The sequence below is a fragment of the Streptomyces luteireticuli genome (genome assembly GCF_041519305.1).
In the GTDB taxonomy this organism is placed as follows: domain Bacteria; phylum Actinomycetota; class Actinomycetes; order Streptomycetales; family Streptomycetaceae; genus Streptomyces; species Streptomyces luteireticuli.
Genome location: NZ_CP167927.1, coordinates 3,479,306 through 3,495,180, shown reverse-complemented (window position 1 = coordinate 3,495,180; position 15,875 = coordinate 3,479,306). Strand labels below are relative to the sequence as shown.

The following is a 15,875-nucleotide window of genomic DNA, read 5'->3' as shown; positions in this document are numbered from 1 at the left end:
GATGCGCTCCTCCCGGAGCACAGGGCCCGGTGGCCGCCATCATTCGCCAGATGACGGACATACGCCCACGTAATTGCTCTGAACGTGGTTTACCGTGTGAAAGCCGGTCGGCGGGACCGCCGAGGGCCGAGACAACAGGAGTGCACATGGCCAGCAAGGCTGAGAAGATCGTCGCCGGCCTCGGCGGACTCGACAACATCGAGGAGATCGAGGGCTGCATCACCCGTCTCCGCACCGAGGTCGCCGACCCCGACCTGGTCGACGAGGCCGCGCTCAAGGCCGCCGGCGCCCACGGTGTCGTGAAGATGGGCACCGCGATCCAGGTCGTCATCGGCACCGACGCCGACCCGATCGCCGCCGAGATCGAGGACATGATGTGAGCCACTGAGCTCCTGCCGAAGGGCCCCGCGCCGGAAGCCTCCCGCTGACCGGAACGGGGCCCTTCGGCTTGCCTATAGGCTCAGTGGCATGTCTCGCATCGACGGCCGCACGCCCGACCAGCTCCGCCCCGTGACCATCCAGCGCGGCTGGAGCAAGCACGCCGAGGGCTCCGTCCTCGTCTCCTTCGGCGACACCAAGGTCTTCTGCACCGCCAGCGTCACCGAGGGCGTGCCCCGCTGGCGCAAGGGCACCGGCGAGGGCTGGGTCACCGCCGAGTATTCGATGCTGCCGCGCGCCACCAACACCCGTGGCGACCGCGAGTCCGTCCGCGGCAAGATCGGCGGCCGCACCCATGAGATCTCCCGCCTGATCGGCCGCTCCCTGCGCGCCGTCATCGACTACAAGGCCCTCGGCGAGAACACCATCGTCCTCGACTGCGACGTCCTCCAGGCCGACGGCGGCACCCGCACCGCCGCCATCACCGGCGCCTATGTGGCCCTCGCCGACGCCGTCGCCTGGGCCCAGGGGAAGAAGCTCGTCAAGCACGGCCGCCACCCGCTCACCGGCACCGTCGCCGCCGTCAGCGTCGGCATCGTCGACGGCGTCCCCCTCCTCGACCTCTGCTACGAGGAGGACGTCCGCGCCGAGACCGACATGAACGTCGTCTGCACCGGCGACGGCCGCTTCGTCGAGGTCCAGGGCACCGCCGAGGCCCAGCCCTTCGACCGCGCCGAGCTCGACTCCCTCCTCGACCTCGCCGTCAAGGGCTGCGCCGGGCTGACCGAGGCCCAGCGCGACGCCCTGGAGCGGACGCTGTAGCTACCATTCATGGGGTACGGCAGGCAGCCCGTACCCCATGAACCACAGGGGCAACGAAGCCCACCGGAGGGGAACCGTCCCATGGCCTCGCGCCGCCACCGCACCGCCGCCGCCGCGGCACTCGCCGCCGTCCTCGCGATACCCGCAGTGTCCGGCTGTTCCCAGGCGAAGAAGGCGGTGGACTGCGCCTCCCTCGCCAAGGACCTCAGTGGCGACGTCGAGGACCTCCGCGGCGCGCTCCGCGACGACTCCAAGGACCCCCAGGCGGCCCAGGAGTTCATCGACAGGATCAACCGGGACCTGGGCAAGGTCACGAAGCAGACCGACGACCAGGGCGGTTCCGACGTCAAGGACGCGACCGGCGAACTCACCGCCGCCGTGGACGACATCCAGGACAGCATCGGCGACGGCGAACGCCCCGACGTGAGCGCCCTCACCAAGGCGGCCGGTTCCCTGACCGAGGCGTGCACGGCGGCCCGTTGAGCCGCCCGTGAATAATCGGGTCCCATGAACCGCCTGATCCTCGCCACCCGCAACCCCGGAAAGATCGTCGAGCTGCGGCAGATCCTCACGGACGCCGCGCTCGACATCGAGCTCGTCGGCACCGACGCCTACCCCGAGATCCCGGACGTCAAGGAGACCGGCGTCACCTTCGCCGAGAACGCGCTCCTCAAGGCCCACGCCCTCGCCCGGGCCACCGGCCTGCCGGCCGTCGCCGACGACTCCGGCCTGTGCGTGGACGTCCTGGGCGGTGCGCCCGGCATCTTCTCGGCCCGCTGGTCCGGCCGGCACGGCGACGACCGCGCCAACCTGGAGCTGCTGCTGGCCCAGCTCTCCGACATCGCGGACGAGCACCGCGGGGCCCACTTCTTCTGCGCCGCGGCCCTGGCCCTCCCCGACGGCACGGAGCGCGTCGTCGAGGGCCGCCTCCGCGGCACCCTCCGCCGCGCCCCCGCCGGCACCGGCGGCTTCGGCTACGACCCGGTCCTCCAGCCGCTGGGCGAGGAGCGCACCTGCGCGGAGCTGACGGCGGAGGAGAAGAACGCGATCAGCCACAGGGGGGAAGCGTTCCGGGGATTGGTGCCGGTGGTGCGGGAGTTGCTGGGCTGAGCGCCCCGGGACACTCCCCGAGGCACCGGCACGACGAAGGCCCGCTCCTGGCGACCAGGAAGCGGGCCTTCGGATCGTACGGCCGGTGGGACTCGAACCCACACGGGCAGAAGCCCACTGGGACCTAAACCCAGCCCGTCTGGCCAATTCCGGCACGGCCGCCCGGTGGTCGCCATCGTAGCGGGCGGGCGACGGCCGTGACACCCGGGGCGGCCGGCCGGTGGGTGCCCGGGCGAAGTGGGAGGTTTCCGGGAGGAGTTGTACGGACCGGCGCCGCATCCGCCGGGCGATCGGCCGTCCGCCGGCGGGCCGCCCCCGTACCGGGCAGCGGGTGAACTCATGAGCGGAGCACGGCTCCTGACGTGTGCGACGTGTCACACGGGGACCCCGCTCGCCAACCGCGTGTCCGCTTGATGGAACGCGCCCGCTCGTTTACCCGTCCCTCACAGCGGAGGACAACGCGCCGCGACCCCGAGGAAGAGAGCCCGATGACCGACCGTGCCGTACCCCGTCGTCGGCGGGCCAGCGTGCGCACCCTTCTGGTGATCTTCACAGGGGTGGCGGTGCTGACGCTCGCGGGTGTGTGGGTGGGGCGCGGGATGGACCGGGCGAGCGCGGTGTCCGACGCCCCGAAGACGGCGAAGGCGCAGAAGGACCGGACGGAGCAGGGCGACCGGTCGGCGGCCGCGGCGTTCGGCGGGGAGAGCGGGCCGAGCGAGCTGCCGGGCGTGCGCGACTGCGGATACGGCGAGCCGCTGCAGCAGCCGAAGATCATCACGCTGACCTGTGCCACCGGTGCCACGGTCGCCAGCGACATCGAGTGGGACGAATACTCCACGGACCGTGCCGAGGGGTACGGCGTCGTGCAGGTGTCGAGCGGGGCCAACGGCTCGGCGCGCACCTCGTTCCCGGCCCGGCTGACGCTCTCCGCGCCGCGGACCGTGGACGGGATGACGGCGTTCACCTCCCTGGAGGTGGCGTACACCGGCCTGACCCCGGCCGGGAAGACGACGGAGACGTACTCGATCGCGTGATGGGCATGGGTATCCGCGGCCGGATCGCGCTCGCGATCTCCTCCGTCACCGCGCTGGCCGTCGTGGTGCTGGGACTGGCCGTCCACCACATCTCCGGCCTGGAACGGGAACAGCAGGCCCGGGCGCAGCAGGACGGCCAGCTGAGTTCGGCGCTGCAGCTGTACCAGCGGGAGGGCCAGCTGTCGCTGGGCGCACAGCTGGACGACGCCAAGCTGCCGGCGCCGCTGGCGAAGGCGGTCGGCCAGGGGCGTTCGGGGACGTACATCAGCGGGGGCAGCGACCCGCGGGTGTGGGCGGCGACGGGGGTCGGCGCCGGCAAGGTGCTGTCGATCCAGGCGCCGTACCCCAAGCGCGACCCGCTGCAGCGGGCGCTGGACTGGGCGCTGCTGGTGGCGGGCGCGGCGACGGTAGGACTGATGGCGGTCGTGGGGTGGTTCGTGGCGCAGGGGCTGTCGCGGCGGCTGCGGCACAGCGCGGCCGAGGCGCGGCGGATCGCGGCGGGGGAGACGCCGGTTCCGGGCGGTTCCGCGCCGGGTCCGGGCCGCGGCCGGGACGAAGTGGCGGAGCTGGAGCACTCGGTGCGGGCGATGGCGACGGCGCTGGCGGCCCGGGTGGAGGCGGAGCGCGAGTTCACCGCGGACGTGGCGCACGAGCTGCGGACGCCGGTGGCGGGCCTGGTGGCGTCGGCGGAGCTGCTGCCGCACCCGCGGGCGGTGGAGATGGTGCAGGAGCGGGCGCAGACGCTGCGGGCGCTGGTGGAGGACCTGCTGGAGGTGTCCCGGCTGGACGCCGGGGTGGAGAGCGCGCAACTGGACGCGGTGGAACTGCCGTCGCTGGTGCGCGGGATCGTCAAGCGGGCGCGCGGCCAGCGCGGGGTGCAGGACGTTGCCGTGGAGGTCGTCGGCGAGGGCCGGATCGTGACGACGGACGCCCGCCGGGTGGAACGGATCCTGGTGAACGTCCTGGCGAACGCGGCCAAGCACGGGAAGCCGCCGATCGAGGTGCGGGTGGAGGGCACCCGGATCGTGGTCCGCGACCACGGCTCGGGCTATCCGCCGGAGCTGGTGAGCCAGGGCCCGCGGCGGTTCCGCACGGCCGCGCCGGAGCGCGGCACGGGCCACGGGCTGGGGCTGACGATCGCGGTGGGCCAGGCGGCGGTGCTGGGCGCGCGGCTGGAGTTCGGCTCCGCCGAGGGCGGCGGCGCGCAGGCCGTCCTCGACCTGCCGGAGGCCGAGGACGGGCCGGCGGCCGGGGACGGCGCACAGCCGCGGGCCGTCAGAGCCCCAGGTCCTTGATGATCTTCGCGACGTGCCCGGTGGCCTTGACGTTGTAGAGGGCGCGCTCGACCTTGCCCTCCTCGTCGACGATCACCGTGGAGCGGATGACGCCGGTGACGGTCTTGCCGTAGAGCTTCTTCTCGCCGAAGGCGCCGTACGCCTCCAGGACCTTCTTCTCGGGGTCGCCGACGAGGGTGACCTTCAGCTCCTCCTTCTCGCGGAACTTCGCGAGCTTCTCGGGCTTGTCCGGGGAGACGCCGATCACGTCGTAGCCGTGCCCGGCGAGGAAGTCGAGGTTGTCGGTGAAGTCGCAGGCCTGCTTGGTGCAGCCGGGGGTCAGGGCGGCGGGGTAGAAGTAGACGATGACCTTGCGGCCCTTGTGGCCGGCGAGGGAGACCGGCCGGCCGTCGGCGTCGGGGAGGGTGAAGTCGGGGGCGGTGTCGCCGGGCGACAGACGCGTGCTCATGGCTCTCCTCAGGGTGGTCGCTGGTGCGCGTGGTGCCGGGCCCGAGCCTAGGCCCTGTCGTCGGACCCCCGTTGTCCGCCCGGAGGGCGGGCGGGAGTCCGACGACAGGGCCTGGCCGGGGCGTCGGGCGGGGGTGCCGTGGGGCGTCCGGCCGGGGGAGCTGACAGACTGTTGTCATCACTCGTAAATCACTCTGATGAGACGACGGAGGCAGCGCGGTGCCGGAAGCCAGGACCCCTGCGCAGATCGAGGCGGACATCGCCCGCAGGCGCAGCGAGCTCGCCACGACGCTGGACGAGATCGGGGTGCGGATGCATCCGAGCACGATCATCGGTGACGCGAAGGCGAAAGTGGCCTCGAAGGTGGACCACACCGCGGGCCGGGCCTGTGCGTTCGCGAATCGGATGATCGCCGATGTGCGGTCGCAGTTCGTGACGGACGAGGGCGTGCCCCGGCTGGAGCGGATCGTTCCCGCGGCGATGGTGGCCGTGGGCGTGCTGGGTCTGCTGACGGTCTCCTCCAAGCGCAACAAGGCGTAGCGGGCCCGCCGGGCCCCGTCCCGGCACCTGCGGCGCCACGGACCCGCCCGGCCGGGTAACGTCGTGGCGTGAGTACGAACACGACCCACGACAAGCTGCCCATCCGGATGCTCCACGACCGGGTGCTGGTGCGGACCGACATTCCCGAGGGCGAGCGCCGCTCCACCGGCGGCATCGTCATTCCGGCGACGGCGGCGGTGGGCCGCCGGCTCGCCTGGGCCGAGGTCGTGGCGGTCGGGCAGAGCGTGCGCACCGTCGAGCCCGGCGACCGGGTCCTCTACGACCCGGAGGACCGCGCCGAGGTGGAGGTGCGGGGCGTGGCCTACGTGCTGATGCGCGAGCGCGACCTGCACGCGGTGGCCGCGGAGCGGCTGGAGGGCGCGGAGGACTCGACGGGCCTGTACCTGTAGCCCTGTACCCGTAGTCCTGTACCTGTAGCCTGGATCCATCCCGACGAGACGCGCCGTACCGGGTCATGACAAGACGACGCACCCCTGAAGCGAATCACTTCCGGAGGTGCCTTCCGTCATGGCATGGGTTCTGTTGATCGTCGCCGGTCTGCTCGAGGTCGGCTGGTCGATCGGGATGAAATACACCGAGGGCTTCACACGGCTGTGGCCGAGCGTGTTCACGGTCGCGGGCATCGTGGCCAGCATGATCCTGCTGTCGCAGGCGGCCCGGTCGCTGCCGATCGGTACGGCGTACGGCGTGTGGGTCGGCATCGGGGCTGCCGGGGCGGCGGTGCTGGGCATGTGCGTGCTGGGTGAGCCGGCGACGGCGGCGCGGATCTTTTTTGTGGTGTTGTTGCTGGTGGCGGTGGTGGGCCTGAAGGCGACGTCGGGGCATTAGGGGGTTTGCTCCCCGCCCCGCCCTTTCGCCTCCCTCAGAGGGGGTGCCCCCACGCAGGGGCTGCGCCCCTTCGTAACCCGCGTGCGCGCTGCCGCGCGCGAGGGCCGGGCCCGCGCTTCGCGTGGGTGGGCGGGGCTTCGCCCCCTGGACCCCCGATCGCCGCCCTGCGGGCGCTGTCCTCAGGTGCCGGATGGGCTGGTGTGTGCCCCGGTCCCGCCCTTTCACCGTTTCTTCCGGGGAGACCCCGGACCCCGTCCGCCCTTCGGGCGGAGTCCTCAAGCGCCGGACGGGCTGAATTCAGCCCGTCCGGCGCTTGAGGACGAGCGGCGGAGCCGCGACAACGGGGTCCGGGGCGGAGCCCGAAAAGGTGCCCCTATGGTTTTCGTCAAGCGGCGATGGCGGTAGGGGGCGCGTAGAAGGTGCCGTCGCGGAGCATGGCGAAGAGCACGTCGATGCGCCGCCGGGCGAGGCAGACGAGGGCGGCGACGTGGTGCTTTCCCTGCCGTCGCTTCTTGTCGTAGTAGGTGCGTGATTCGGGCTGGGACAGCGATGCGAACGCAGCGAGGTAGAAGGCTCGTTTGAGCTGTTTGTTGCCTCGTCGGGAGGGATGCTCGCCGCGTATGGAGGAGCCGGAGCTCCTGGTCACGGGTGCCAGTCCGGCGTAGGCGGCCAGGTGGCCGGCCGTGGGGAAAGCGCTGGCGTCGCCGACGTCGATGAGGATGCGGGCTCCGGTCCTGACCCCGATGCCGGGCATGGAGGTCAGGACCGGGGAAAGAGGGTGGGCCTCCAGCAGTTCCTCGATGCGGGCGGCGAGGAGTTTGCGCTGGTCGAGCACGGAGGTGAGTGAGCCGGCGAGGCTGGGGACGATCAGCGAGGCTGCGTCGGTGCCGGGCACGACGACGCTCTGCTCGTCGAGGGCGTCGAAGACGTCCTCGACCAGGCGCTCGGCCAGCCGCGGGGCCTTGGGTCTGAGCAGGGTCACCAGTCGGCGTCGCCCGGCTTTCCTCAACTGGGCCGGGGATCCGTGACGTTCGAGGAGTGTCAGGACGGCGGGATGATCCAGCCTGGGACCGAGGACCCGCTCCAACGACGGGTGGATCTGGGTGAGCAGGCCACGCAGACGGTTCTTGATCCGCGTGGACTCGGTAGCCAGGTCGTCGTCGAAGCCGACGATCATCTCCAGCTCGGCAATGGTCTCGTCGGACGGCGCCAGGTTTCGCAGCGTGTGCGGCATCGTCCGCGCGGCATCGGCGATGATCGCCGCGTCCCGGGCATCGGTCTTGGCCTCACCGGCGTACAGATCGGCGATCCGTCGCATCGTCAGGCCGGGCAAGTAGGCGACGCTGCAGCCCATGTCACGGGCCACCGCCAGCGGCAGAGCTCCGATCGAAGCCGGCTGGTCGACCACCACCAGCACAGTGCCGTGCTTGGCCTGGAGCTTGGCGAACACCTCACGCAGTTTCGGCTCGGTGTTGGGCAGCCGCTTGTCGAAGACCCGCTTGCCCACCGGAGTCAGGGCGGTGGCATGGTGCTCGCCCTTGCCCACGTCCAGGCCCAGGTAGACGTCGATGTCACCCGTGTCGATCACGTGCACTCTCCACAGCGGTCGCGCCCTCCCCGGCCTCACCTGCGGCATCAGCGTGCCGGCATCCACGTTACGAAGAGACTGCCTCACCCGGAACAGGATCGGCGCTCGTGCCCCTAATCAGCGGTCTGCCAATGCCTCCGGTACCCGGTGACACCACCTTTTCGATCATGATCGACAGGGGCTGCAAGTCATGCCGGGACCAGAGGCCGGGAACCCCGTTGCGGGGCCACGAAAAAGGTAACGGGGCCAGGGGCGGAGCCCCGGAAGCAGGGGTGCAGGGGGCGCAGCCCCCGCCGGGGCGCAGGGGCGGAGCCCCGCCCACCGCGGCGAAGCCGCGGTGCCGGGCCCCGGGGCGGAGCCCCGGAAGAAACGGTGAAAGGGCGGGCCGGGGGCAGGAAACCCCCGGCCCACGGCCCTAGTAGTCGTACCCGAGCAGATCGTGATGCTCCCCGCCCCGCCCGTCCCGCCCCCCGGGATTCGGCCCGAGGGTGATGATCGGGAGCGATGGTGGGCCCGTGGGCGGGCCGGTCGGCGGGGCCGGGGGGCCCGTCGGCGGCCCGGGCGGCGGGGCGAACGACGACGTCGGGGGGCGCCGCGGCGGCGCGGACGTCGTCGGCGGCGCGGACGTGACCGGCGGCGGCGCCGACGACGAGGGCACCTCCGGCGGCGGACTCCCGGCCCCCTGCTCCAGCTCCAGGTCGAAGTCCCGCGCCGGCGCCCCCCGCAGCGCGCCCGCCGTGTACTCGGCCCAGATCCGCGCCGGATAGCCGCCGCCGTTGATGCGCGGCAGCCCCGTCGCCCCGTAGAGCGACTTCTGCTCGCCGCTGTCGGAGTCCTGCCCCATGACGGCCACCACGGTCGCCAGATCGGGGGTGTAGCCGGCGAACCACGCGGCCTTGTCCTCCTCCGCCGTGCCCGTCTTGCCGGCCGACGGCCGCCCGGAGTTGCGGGCGGCGGCGCCCGTCCCGCCGGGGCTGTCGACGACGCTCTGCAGGATGGATGTGGTGGTGTCCGCCGCGTCCCGGGGCACGGCCTGCTTCTTCTCGTCGAGGTTCGGCAGCTGGAGGCTCTCGCCGCCCTTGCTGGCCTTCTCGACGAGCGTGTAGGGCCCGTGCCGGCCGTGGTTGGCGAGCGTGGCGTACGCCTGGGCCATGTCCAGGACGCTGGCGGTGGCGGGGCCGAGCGCGATGGACGGGGAGGCGGTCAGGTCGGGGGTCTTCTCGGGGACGCCGAGGGAGACGGCCGTGGCCTTGACCTTGGCGGGCCCGACGTCCTGGGCCATCTGCGCGTACACGGCGTTGACCGACAGGTCCGTCGCCTTGGTGACGGTGATCGGACCGTAGCTGCGGTCGTCCTCGTTGGACGGGTTGTAGCCGACGGGCCCGTCGGGCCCGATGACCTGCCGCTTGTCGGTGCCGTCGTAGATCGTGTTGGGGGTGATCGGGCGGCCCGACTGCGTCGTGGAGCCGTGCTGCACCGCCGAGGTGAAGACGAACGGCTTGAAGGTCGAGCCGACCTGGTAGTCGCGGCGGGTGGCGTTGTTGACGTACTGCTTGGTGTAGTCGATGCCGCCGTAGAGGGCGACGACCTTCCCCGTCCGGGGTTCGACGGAGGCGCCGCCGGCCCGGACGTAGGAGTCGACCTTCCGGGAGTCGCTGAGCTCGTCCATCAGCTCGGACTTCACGGCCTGGACGAAGGCGTCCTGCTTCTTGCGGTCGATGGTGGTGGTGATCCGGTAGCCGCCGGCGGCCAGCGTCTGCTCGTCGATGATCTTGTTGTTGGTGAGGTAGTCCTTGACCGCCTCGACGAGGTAGCCGCGCTGGCCCGACATGCCCAGCCGCGGCCTGGACTTGCCGGGCGCGGGGAACTTGAGCGAGGCGCGCTCGGCGGCGCCGAGCCAGCCCTTCTTGACCATGCCGTCGAGGACGTAGTTCCAGCGGGCCATGGCCCGCGGCTTGTTCTCGGGGTGCGCCCCGACGTCGTACGCGCTCGGCGCGTTCAGCAGGGTCGCCAGGTACGCGCCCTGCGCGGTGTCGATCTTGTCGGAGTCCTTGCCGTAGTACGCCTGGGACGCGGCCTGGATCCCATAGGCGTTGCGGCCGAAGTAGCTGGTGTTGAGGTAGCCCTCGAGGATGTCGTCCTTGCTGGACTCGCGGTCCAGCTTGATGGCGATGAAGAACTCCTTCACCTTGCGGCTGATGGTCTGTTCCTGGCCGAGGTAGTAGTTCTTCACATACTGCTGGGTGATCGTGGAGCCGGACTGCTTGCCCTTGCCGGTGACGGTGTTCCACGCCGCGCGGACCATCGCCTCGGGGTTGACGGCCGATTCCGAGTAGAAGTCCCGGTCCTCGGCGGCGAGCACCGCGTGCTGGACGTTCCTGGGGATGCGGCTGAGGGGGACGCTCTCCCGGTTGACCTCGCCGTCGCGGGCCAGCTGGCTCCCGTCCGCGTAGAGGAAGACATTGCTCTCCGCGGTCGCGGCCTTGTTGGCCGCCGGGATGTTGACGAGGGTGTACCCCGCGATGAGGCCGCCCGCGACGAGGAGCACGACCAGGACGAACGCCCCGAGCACCATGCGCCAGGTGGGCAGCAGCCGGCGCCAGCCGGTGCGCTTGCGGGGACGGGCGGCCTCGCCTCTGGGCGCCCAGGCCGGCGGCGGGCCGGCAGCCCGGTCACGGGGCCGTTGTTGTGAGTGCTCGTCGCTCATCTTTCCTGGAACTCCTCGGCCCGTTGCCGGGGTTGGCCGCGGCGCAGCGGTGTCGTGTCGTGTCAGGCGGTCCGTGTGCCCGGGGCAGTGCTGCCAAAGCAGTGCTGCCGTGCGCGCCCCGTAAGCACTGTCGCATCACGTGTCCCGGCCGGAGGGGTCCAGCGCACCCCGTGCGGTGCGGTGGGGCCGTTCGGATGAGGCCGACCACACCGGGGGGTGACAAATGCGTGGCTCCGGGCTGGGACGTACGGCTACGCTCCTGCGTTTCGGGTGACGGCCCGGCCGGGCGGCGGACTAACCAGGTTCAACGAGCCGAAGGGGGACGGGATGCGGCTGTACGCCGCGGTCGCGGTGAGCGGTTTCCGCCGGTACGCGACGTACCGGATCGCGACCGCCGCCGGCGTCTTCACCAATACGGTCTTCGGCTTCGTCCTCGCCTATACGTTCATCGCGTTGTGGCACGAACGCCCGCACCTGGGCGGCTACGACCGGGCGCAGGCCCTGACGTTCGTCTGGGTCAGCCAGGCGCTGCTGGCGACGGTCTCGCTGCTCGGGGGCGGTTTCCAGGAGGAGTTGCAGGAGCGCGTCCGCAACGGGGACATCGCCGTCGACCTCTACCGCCCGGCCGACCTCCAGCTGTGGTGGCTGGCGGCGGACCTGGGCCGGGCGGGCTTCCAACTGCTGGGCAGGGGAGTGGTGCCGCTGCTCGCGGGCGCGCTCTGCTTCGAACTCGCGCTGCCCGCCGATCCCTTGCGCTGGCTGCTGTTCCTGTGCGCGGTGCTGCTGGCGGTCGTCGTCGGCTTCGCGGTGCACTACCTGGTGGGGCTGTGCGCGTTCTGGCTGCTGGACGGGGCGGGCGTGGCCATGGTCAGCCAGCTGCTGTGCCTGTTCTTCTCCGGCTCGCTGCTGCCGCTGAACGTCTTTCCCGGGCTCTTCGGCGCGGTGGCCCGGGCGCTGCCGTGGGCGGCGATGCTCCAGGTGCCGGTGGACGTGCTGCTCGGCCGGCACGCCGGGTGGGGAGCGGCGGGCGCGCTGGCCTTCCAGGCGGGGTGGGCGGTGCTGCTGCTGGCCCTGGGGCGGCTGATGCAGGCGAGGGCGACGCGGAAGGTGGTGGTCCAGGGTGGCTGAGCGGTGGGCGCACGCCCTTCGTTCGTACGGTCTGATCGCCGGGATGTGGGTGCGCTCGACGATGGCGTACCGGCTCTCCTTCGCCCTGACGGCGCTGGGCAACTTCGCCGTGAGCGCCCTGGACTTCGTCGCCATCCTGCTGATGTTCTCGCACATCGACGCGCTGGGCGGGTTCACCCTCCCGGAGGTCGCGCTGCTGTACGGGACGACCTGCACCTCCTTCGGCCTGGCCGATCTGCTGCTGGGCAACGCGGACCGGGTCGGGCGGCGGGTGCGCGACGGCACGTTCGACCAGTTCCTCGTCCGTCCGGTGCCGGTGCTCGTCCAGGTGGCGGCGGACCGCTTCGCGCTGCGCCGGATCGGGCGGATCTGCCAGGGCGCGGTGGTGCTGGGGTGGGGCGTGGCGGGGGTGGACGTGGTGTGGACGCCGTGGCGGGTGGTGTTCGCGGTGGTGATGGTGGTGACGGGGGCGGCGATCTTCGCGGCGGTCTTTCTGGCGGGCGCGGCCTTCCAGTTCTGGGCGGCCGACGCGTCCGAGGTGGCGAACTCCTTCACGTTCGGCGGCTGCACGCTGCTGCAGTACCCGCCGACGGTGTTCGCGAAGGAACTGGTGCGCGGGGCCACCTTCGTCGTCCCCCTCGCCTTCGTCAACTGGCTGCCCGCGCTGTGGCTGCTGGGCCGCGACGACCCGCTGCACCTGCCCGGGTGGGTGGCGTTCTGCGGACCGGTGGTCGCCCTGCTGCTGCTCGGGCTCTCGGGGCTGGCGTGGCGGGCGGGACTCAGGAGCTATCGGAGCACGGGAAGTTGAGGCGGACGATGACATGGAGCTGATCGAACTCACCGATGTGGAGAAGGTGTTCGAGGTGCGGCGGCGGGCGGGGCTGCTGCGCCGGGAGCGGCGCGAGGTGCGCGCCGTCGACGGCATCAGCTTCCGGGTGCCGCGCGGTGAGATGGTCGGTTACATCGGCCCCAACGGCGCGGGCAAGTCCACGACGATCAAGATGCTCACCGGCATCCTGGTCCCCAGCCGGGGCCGGCTGCGCGTCGCCGGCATCGACCCGTCCCGCGACCGCACGCGCCTCGCCCGGCGCATCGGCGTCGTCTTCGGCCAGCGCACGACCCTGTGGTGGGACCTGCCGCTGCGCGACTCGTACGGCCTGGTGCGCCGCATGTACCGGATCCCCGAGGCCCGTTACCGCGCCAACCTCGACCGCTGCATCGAACTCCTGGACCTGGAAAAGCTGTTGGACGTCCCCGTCCGCCAGCTCTCGCTCGGGCAGCGCATGCGCGGCGACATCGCGGCGGCCCTGCTCCATGACCCCGAGGTCCTCTACCTCGACGAACCGACGATCGGCCTGGACGTGGTGAGCAAGGCGAAGGTGCGCGGCTTCCTGCGCGACGTCAACGCCGAGCGGGGCACGACCGTGCTCCTCACCACGCACGACCTGACGGACATCGAGCAACTGTGCCGCCGGGTGATGGTCATCGACCACGGACGGCTCGTCTACGACGGCGCGTTGGACGGGCTGCACACGGTGGGGGAGAGCGAACGGATGCTCGTGGTGGACCTGGAACGGGAGTCGCCACCGATAACGGATGTGCCCGGGGCGCGGGTGGTGCGCGTGGAGGGGCCGAGGCAGTGGCTGGCCTTCCCCGCCGCACGGTCGGCGGCGCCGGTGGTGGCGGCCGTCGCCGAACGGTACCCGCTGGTGGACCTCTCGGTGCGGGAGCCGGACATCGAGCAGGTCATCGCCCGGCTGTACGAGGGCCGTTCAGGGATATAGGGGCTCTACTCTGATGACCATGTCGAGTGAACTTCCCGAGATGCGGGTGTCGGACGCGGAGCGCGAACGCGTCGCCGAGGTGCTGCGCACGGCCGTCGCCGACGGCCGCCTGGACCTGGAGGAGTTCGGGGAGCGGCTGGACGCGGCGTACAAGGCGCGGACGCGCGGCGAACTGGAGCCGCTGGTCCGGGACCTGCCGACGCCGTCGGCCCCCGCCCCCGCCCCGGCCGTCGACGCCCGTGTCGGCGGCCGCCCGACCTCCTCCCTCGGAGTGGCCGTCATGGGCGGCTTCCGGCGCCACGGCCGGTGGACGGTGCCGCGCCGCTTCACGGGCTTCGCGTTCTGGGGCGGCGGGCAGATCGATCTGCGCGAGGCGTCGTTCGAGGACGGCGAGGTGACGATCCGCTGCGTCGCGATCATGGGCGGCATCCAGGTCGTCGTGCCGCCCGGCCTGGACGTCCGGGTGGACGGCGTCGGGATCATGGGCGGCTTCGACTCGAAGGGGGCGGGGGCGGGGGCGCCGGATGCGCCGGCGGTACGGGTACGGGTGACGGGGCTGGCGTTCTGGGGCGGGGTGGAGGTGGTCCGCCGGGCCGGTGGTGAAGGCGAGGGTTAGTTCCCCCACCCCGCCCTTTCACCGTTTCTCCCGGGGCTTCGCCCCTCGGCCCCGCAATGCGGCGCAGCCGCGTTGCCCCCGCGCGGAGCGCGGCGGGAAACGGTGAAAGGGCGGGCCGGGGGCGAACTCACAAGCCGGACGCCGCGCCCCCACGCCCCAGTACCCCCACATCCACCGCCCCCGCCATCCGCCGATACCCCGCATCGTTCGGATGCAGCCGGTCCCCGCTGTCGTACGCCGGCAGCAGCCGCTGCGGATCCGCCGGATCGCGCAGCACCCGGTCGAAGTCCACGACCGAGTCGAACACCCGCCCGGCCCGGATCTCCGCGTTCACCGCCAGCCGCACCGTCTCCTGCCGGGGCACGGCCCCGAGGTGCCCGCCGAACGGCGTCAGCGTGGAGCCGACGGCGACCAGGCCGCGCTCGTGCGCCCGGGCCACCAGCTGCTGCAGCCCGGCGACGATCCGCCGCGGGTCGAGCTGCTGCGGCCGCCGCAGGATGTCGTTGACGCCGAGCTCGATCACGACGGCCCGTACGCCCGTGCGGCCCAGCACGTCGCGGTCGAAGCGGTCCAGCGCGCTGGGGTTGTTGGCCGGGGCCCGGCCCCGGTTGCTCAGGAGGATGCGGTTGCCGCTGATGCCCTCGTTGAGGACCCCGTAGCGCGGGGCGCCGTGCTCCGTGCGCAGGCGGGCCGCGAGGTGGTCGGTCCACCGCTGGTCGGCGCCGACGGTCGAGGTGACCCCGTCCGTGATGGAGTCGCCGATCGCGACGACCGAGCCGGCCGCCCGGGTGCCCCAGACGTCGACGGCGGTGACGTACCGCCAGTACGCGGTCCGGGTGGTGTACGGAGCCCCGCCGGCGTCCTCGGTCCGGTCCCCCCGGGCGAGCCAGGACAACTGCCGGGCGTGCGGGTGCAGCGTCACCGGACCGGACGGAACGGCCGAGTACACCGTGACCAGCAGGTCGGACGCGGGGGCGACGGGCAGCGGCACCGGATCGCTGACGACGGCCTGCCCGGCGGGCACGACCGCGGAGGCCCGTCCGCCGAAGGTCAGCCGGCGCATGGAGCCGGGTACCGCGGCGGCCGTGCGCGGCCCGGCCGAGACGGCGATCGAGGCGTGCCCGAGGTGCAGCGGCCGGTTGCCGAAGAGGTTGGAGAGCTGGACGCGGGCCCCGGTGCCGCCGACGCTGGTGTGGACGACGTTGCGGATGGATGTACCGGCCAGCCCGGCCCCCGCGGTGTGCGGCTCGGCCGCGGCCGGCGCGGCGGCCCAGGTGCCGGTCCAGGTGCCGGTGGCGGCCGGCGTCGCCGCCTCCGTCCGGACGGCCGCGGGCGTCCCGTCCTCCCCGCCGCGCCCGCCGCGCCCGCCCGCCGCCCCGAGGAAGATCGCGGCGGAGACCAGCGTCACGACGGCGACCAGCGCGGCGACCACGGCGAGCGCGGTGGCGCGGGACGACGGGGTACGGGTCATCGCGGAAGTCTCCTGGGACGGAAGGCGCGGAACGATCACCGGGTTTCATGATCCCACGAGGCGCCCGGGAAGGTCCGGGCGGCCGGGGGCCCCGGAGGGGGCACCG

17 protein-coding genes, 1 tRNA gene and 1 riboswitch are annotated in these 15,875 nt (G+C 72.3%); of the genes, 13 read left to right on the top strand and 5 right to left on the bottom strand.

The features are described 5' to 3' along the window. Nucleotides 1-50 precede the first annotated feature (50 nt). The 4 genes from AB8735_RS15420 to rdgB all read left to right on the top strand — a co-directional run bounded on the left by AB8735_RS15420 (nt 51) and on the right by rdgB (nt 2,310). Entirely contained in the window at nt 51-380 is a 330-nt protein-coding gene (locus tag AB8735_RS15420) for a PTS glucose/sucrose transporter subunit IIB (protein ID WP_344030390.1), read from the top strand. A gap of 88 nt (nt 381-468) precedes the next feature. Continuing rightward, nucleotides 469-1,200, top strand: a complete 732-nt coding sequence (gene rph, locus AB8735_RS15415; RefSeq protein WP_344030388.1) for a ribonuclease PH — start codon at nt 469-471, stop codon at nt 1,198-1,200. An 81-nt stretch (nt 1,201-1,281) separates the two neighbouring features. Then, nucleotides 1,282-1,683 carry a hypothetical protein gene (locus AB8735_RS15410; protein WP_372407909.1) on the top strand — a complete coding sequence of 134 codons (402 nt, stop codon included), beginning with the start codon at nt 1,282-1,284 and terminating at the stop codon, nt 1,681-1,683. Nucleotides 1,684-1,707: 24 nt separating this feature from the next. Next, entirely contained in the window at nt 1,708-2,310 is a 603-nt protein-coding gene (rdgB, locus tag AB8735_RS15405) for an RdgB/HAM1 family non-canonical purine NTP pyrophosphatase (protein ID WP_372407907.1), read from the top strand. A gap of 77 nt (nt 2,311-2,387) precedes the next feature. On the opposite strand, the gene AB8735_RS15400 is transcribed toward rdgB, so the two are convergent. After that, a tRNA-Leu gene (locus AB8735_RS15400) sits at nt 2,388-2,472 on the bottom strand. A gap of 326 nt (nt 2,473-2,798) precedes the next feature. On the opposite strand from AB8735_RS15400, the gene AB8735_RS15395 reads away from it, so the two are divergent. Both AB8735_RS15395 and AB8735_RS15390 read left to right on the top strand, forming a co-directional pair. Then, entirely contained in the window at nt 2,799-3,344 is a 546-nt protein-coding gene (locus AB8735_RS15395) for a hypothetical protein (protein WP_344030381.1), read from the top strand. A gap of 5 nt (nt 3,345-3,349) precedes the next feature. Further along, on the top strand, nt 3,350-4,639 hold the full coding sequence (locus tag AB8735_RS15390) for an ATP-binding protein (protein WP_372411852.1): 1,290 nt from the start codon (nt 3,350-3,352) through the stop codon (nt 4,637-4,639). On the opposite strand, the gene bcp is transcribed toward AB8735_RS15390, so the two are convergent. Continuing rightward, nucleotides 4,620-5,087: a thioredoxin-dependent thiol peroxidase gene (gene bcp, locus AB8735_RS15385; protein ID WP_372407905.1), complete on the bottom strand. Its 468-nt coding sequence runs from the start codon at nt 5,085-5,087 to the stop codon at nt 4,620-4,622. The two genes, AB8735_RS15390 and bcp, sit on opposite strands and share 20 nt — an antisense overlap. A 218-nt stretch (nt 5,088-5,305) precedes the next feature. On the opposite strand from bcp, the gene AB8735_RS15380 reads away from it, so the two are divergent. The 3 genes from AB8735_RS15380 to AB8735_RS15370 all read left to right on the top strand — a co-directional run bounded on the left by AB8735_RS15380 (nt 5,306) and on the right by AB8735_RS15370 (nt 6,475). Next, nucleotides 5,306-5,626, top strand: a complete 321-nt coding sequence (locus AB8735_RS15380; RefSeq protein WP_372407904.1) for a DUF3618 domain-containing protein — start codon at nt 5,306-5,308, stop codon at nt 5,624-5,626. Between the two features lie 107 nt (nt 5,627-5,733). Further along, entirely contained in the window at nt 5,734-6,036 is a 303-nt protein-coding gene (locus AB8735_RS15375; protein ID WP_049719557.1) for a co-chaperone GroES, read from the top strand. Between the two features lie 15 nt (nt 6,037-6,051). Further along, nucleotides 6,052-6,119, top strand: a riboswitch (guanidine-III (ykkC-III) riboswitch). 35 nt (nt 6,120-6,154) lie between these two features. After that, nucleotides 6,155-6,475, top strand: a complete 321-nt coding sequence (locus AB8735_RS15370) for a multidrug efflux SMR transporter (RefSeq protein ID WP_199890111.1) — start codon at nt 6,155-6,157, stop codon at nt 6,473-6,475. Nucleotides 6,476-6,860: 385 nt separating this feature from the next. Here AB8735_RS15370 and AB8735_RS15365 read toward each other — a convergent pair whose 3' ends face one another. Continuing rightward, nucleotides 6,861-8,111 (bottom strand): IS110 family transposase, encoded by a 1,251-nt coding sequence (locus AB8735_RS15365; protein WP_372411747.1) that lies wholly within the window; start codon nt 8,109-8,111, stop codon nt 6,861-6,863. 367 nt (nt 8,112-8,478) lie between these two features. Next, nucleotides 8,479-10,770 (bottom strand): transglycosylase domain-containing protein, encoded by a 2,292-nt coding sequence (locus AB8735_RS15360; RefSeq protein ID WP_372407902.1) that lies wholly within the window; start codon nt 10,768-10,770, stop codon nt 8,479-8,481. Nucleotides 10,771-11,097: 327 nt separating this feature from the next. On the opposite strand from AB8735_RS15360, the gene AB8735_RS15355 reads away from it, so the two are divergent. The 4 genes from AB8735_RS15355 to AB8735_RS15340 are packed head-to-tail and all read left to right on the top strand — an operon-like array spanning nt 11,098 to nt 14,298. After that, nucleotides 11,098-11,898 carry an ABC-2 family transporter protein gene (locus tag AB8735_RS15355; protein ID WP_344030371.1) on the top strand — a complete coding sequence of 267 codons (801 nt, stop codon included), beginning with the start codon at nt 11,098-11,100 and terminating at the stop codon, nt 11,896-11,898. A gap of 43 nt (nt 11,899-11,941) precedes the next feature. Further along, on the top strand, nt 11,942-12,706 hold the full coding sequence (locus AB8735_RS15350; protein ID WP_344030416.1) for an ABC transporter permease: 765 nt from the start codon (nt 11,942-11,944) through the stop codon (nt 12,704-12,706). Nucleotides 12,707-12,719: 13 nt separating this feature from the next. Then, the gene (locus AB8735_RS15345; RefSeq protein WP_344030369.1) at nt 12,720-13,682 is read left to right on the top strand and encodes an ATP-binding cassette domain-containing protein; all 963 of its coding nucleotides are present in this window, start codon (nt 12,720-12,722) and stop codon (nt 13,680-13,682) included. Nucleotides 13,683-13,701: 19 nt separating this feature from the next. Continuing rightward, entirely contained in the window at nt 13,702-14,298 is a 597-nt protein-coding gene (locus AB8735_RS15340; protein WP_372407900.1) for a DUF1707 domain-containing protein, read from the top strand. Between the two features lie 127 nt (nt 14,299-14,425). Here AB8735_RS15340 and AB8735_RS15335 read toward each other — a convergent pair whose 3' ends face one another. Further along, on the bottom strand, nt 14,426-15,769 hold the full coding sequence (locus AB8735_RS15335; RefSeq protein WP_372407899.1) for an SGNH/GDSL hydrolase family protein: 1,344 nt from the start codon (nt 15,767-15,769) through the stop codon (nt 14,426-14,428). Nucleotides 15,770-15,875: the final 106 nt, after the last annotated feature.

What these genes read in the sequence shown, in the direction of transcription:
- AB8735_RS15420 (WP_344030390.1), top strand. Translation starts at nt 51, where the DNA reads ATGACGGACATACGCCCACGTAATTGCTCTGAACGTGGTTTACCGTGT.
- rph (WP_344030388.1), top strand. Translation starts at nt 469, where the DNA reads ATGTCTCGCATCGACGGCCGCACGCCCGACCAGCTCCGCCCCGTGACC.
- AB8735_RS15410 (WP_372407909.1), top strand. Translation starts at nt 1,282, where the DNA reads ATGGCCTCGCGCCGCCACCGCACCGCCGCCGCCGCGGCACTCGCCGCC.
- rdgB (WP_372407907.1), top strand. Translation starts at nt 1,708, where the DNA reads ATGAACCGCCTGATCCTCGCCACCCGCAACCCCGGAAAGATCGTCGAG.
- AB8735_RS15395 (WP_344030381.1), top strand. Translation starts at nt 2,799, where the DNA reads ATGACCGACCGTGCCGTACCCCGTCGTCGGCGGGCCAGCGTGCGCACC.
- AB8735_RS15390 (WP_372411852.1), top strand. Translation starts at nt 3,350, where the DNA reads ATGGGTATCCGCGGCCGGATCGCGCTCGCGATCTCCTCCGTCACCGCG.
- bcp (WP_372407905.1), bottom strand. Translation starts at nt 5,087, where the DNA reads ATGAGCACGCGTCTGTCGCCCGGCGACACCGCCCCCGACTTCACCCTC.
- AB8735_RS15375 (WP_049719557.1), top strand. Translation starts at nt 5,734, where the DNA reads ATGCTCCACGACCGGGTGCTGGTGCGGACCGACATTCCCGAGGGCGAG.
- AB8735_RS15370 (WP_199890111.1), top strand. Translation starts at nt 6,155, where the DNA reads ATGGCATGGGTTCTGTTGATCGTCGCCGGTCTGCTCGAGGTCGGCTGG.
- AB8735_RS15365 (WP_372411747.1), bottom strand. Translation starts at nt 8,111, where the DNA reads ATGCCGCAGGTGAGGCCGGGGAGGGCGCGACCGCTGTGGAGAGTGCAC.
- AB8735_RS15360 (WP_372407902.1), bottom strand. Translation starts at nt 10,770, where the DNA reads ATGAGCGACGAGCACTCACAACAACGGCCCCGTGACCGGGCTGCCGGC.
- AB8735_RS15355 (WP_344030371.1), top strand. Translation starts at nt 11,098, where the DNA reads ATGCGGCTGTACGCCGCGGTCGCGGTGAGCGGTTTCCGCCGGTACGCG.
- AB8735_RS15350 (WP_344030416.1), top strand. Translation starts at nt 11,942, where the DNA reads ATGTGGGTGCGCTCGACGATGGCGTACCGGCTCTCCTTCGCCCTGACG.
- AB8735_RS15345 (WP_344030369.1), top strand. Translation starts at nt 12,720, where the DNA reads ATGGAGCTGATCGAACTCACCGATGTGGAGAAGGTGTTCGAGGTGCGG.
- AB8735_RS15340 (WP_372407900.1), top strand. Translation starts at nt 13,702, where the DNA reads ATGTCGAGTGAACTTCCCGAGATGCGGGTGTCGGACGCGGAGCGCGAA.
- AB8735_RS15335 (WP_372407899.1), bottom strand. Translation starts at nt 15,769, where the DNA reads ATGACCCGTACCCCGTCGTCCCGCGCCACCGCGCTCGCCGTGGTCGCC.